At 66.2% G+C, this 1,698-nt stretch carries 2 protein-coding genes; both read right to left on the reverse strand.

Translation table 11 applies throughout. The annotated features are described in order from the left end of the window. Window positions 1–803 (reverse strand): succinate--CoA ligase subunit alpha (gene sucD / locus RFN30_RS32200; protein ID WP_320265969.1); only part of this gene is annotated, 803 nt, incomplete at its 3' end. 14 nt (window positions 804–817) lie between these two features. Continuing rightward, a partial coding sequence (gene sucC, locus RFN30_RS32205) for an ADP-forming succinate--CoA ligase subunit beta (protein ID WP_320265970.1) occupies window positions 818–1,698 on the reverse strand: 881 nt, incomplete at its 5' end.

Genomic DNA, 1,698 nt, shown 5'->3' on the forward strand with positions numbered 1-1,698 from the left:
TCGACCTTTTCCTGCGCCGACTCGCCGAAGGCGGAGATGATGGCGCCGGCGTGGCCCATGCGGCGGCCCTTCGGGGCGGAAAGCCCGGCAATGTAGGCGATCAAGGGCTTCCTCATATTGTCGCGCGCCCAGATCGCGGCTTCGGCTTCCTGCGGCCCGCCGATCTCGCCGATCATCACCACGGCGTCGGTCTCGTCGTCCTGCTCGAACAGTTTCAGGATGTCCTTGAAGGAGGAGCCGTTGATCGGATCGCCGCCGATGCCGACGCTGGTCGAGACACCGATGCCGAGCGCCTTCATCTGCGAGGCGGCCTCGTAGCCGAGCGTGCCGGAGCGGCCGACGATGCCGACGCGGCCGGGCAGATAGATGCTGCCCGGCATGATGCCCATCAGCGCCTGGCCGGGCGTGATGACCCCGGCGCAGTTCGGGCCGATCAGCCGCATGCGGTCCTCGAAGCGGTAGCGGCGCATGTAGCGCTTGACCTGCATCATGTCCTGCGAGGGGATGCCGTCGGTGATGCACACGCAAAGCTTGATGCCGGCGTCGGCCGCCTCCATGATCGAATCGGCGGCGAAGGGCGGCGGCACGAAGACGATGCTGGCTTCGGCGCGGGTCTCGCGCACGGCGCCCTTGACGGTGTTGAACACCGGCAGGCCGAGATGCGTCTGGCCGCCCTTGCCGGGGGTGACGCCGCCGACCAGCTTGGTGCCGTAGCGCTTCATGTCCTCGGCATGGAAGCTGCCGATCTTGCCGGTGAAGCCTTGCACGATGACGCGCGTGCTGCGGTTGAGCAGGATTGCCATTTTCTCGACCTCCCTCAGGCTGCTTTTTTGTTCTTGGCGACCTTGCGCCAGGCGGCGACGGCCTTTTCGGCGGCTTCGGCCAGCGTGTCGGCAACGATCACCTTCTCGCCGGAATCGGCCAGGATCTTGCGTCCTTCCTCGACCTTGGTGCCGGACAGCCGCACCACCAGCGGCACGTCGACGCCGACCTCGCGGATCGCCTTGATGACACCCTCGGCGACCCAGTCGCAGCGGTTGATGCCGGCGAAGATGTTGACCAGGATGGTCTCGACCTGTTTGTCGCCGAGCACGGCGCGGAAGGATTTCGCCACCCGCTCGGGCGAGGCGCCGCCGCCGATGTCGAGGAAGTTGGCCGGCTCGCCGCCGGCGATCTTGATCATGTCCATCGTCGCCATGGCCAGCCCTGCGCCGTTGATGATGCAGCCGATATTGCCGTCGAGCCCGACATAGGAAAGGCCGCGGTCGCTGGCGAAGGTCTCGCGCGGGTCTTCCTGGCTCTTGTCGCGCAGCTCGGAGATTTCCGGGCGGCGAAACAGCGCGTTCTCGTCGAACGACATCTTGGCATCGAGCGCGACCAGGCTGCCGTCGCGCGTCACCACCAGCGGATTGATCTCCAGCATCGAGGCGTCGTAGTCGCGGAACACCTGGTAGCAGCCGAGGATGGTCTCGGTGGCCTTGCCGATCAGGTTGCTTTCAAGGCCGAGGCCGAAGGCGATCTCGCGCGCCTGGAACTGCTGCATGCCGACGCCGGGATCGACGGTGGCGCGGATGATGGAATCGGGCTGCTTTTCCGAGATGTCCTCGATCTCCATGCCGCCGGCGGCCGAGGCCACGATCATGACGCGCTCTTCCTTGCGGTCGAGCACGAAGCCGAGATAGAGCTCCTGCGCGATGT

This window comes from Mesorhizobium dulcispinae (assembly GCF_033977345.1).
GTDB classification, from domain to species: domain Bacteria; phylum Pseudomonadota; class Alphaproteobacteria; order Rhizobiales; family Rhizobiaceae; genus Mesorhizobium; species Mesorhizobium dulcispinae.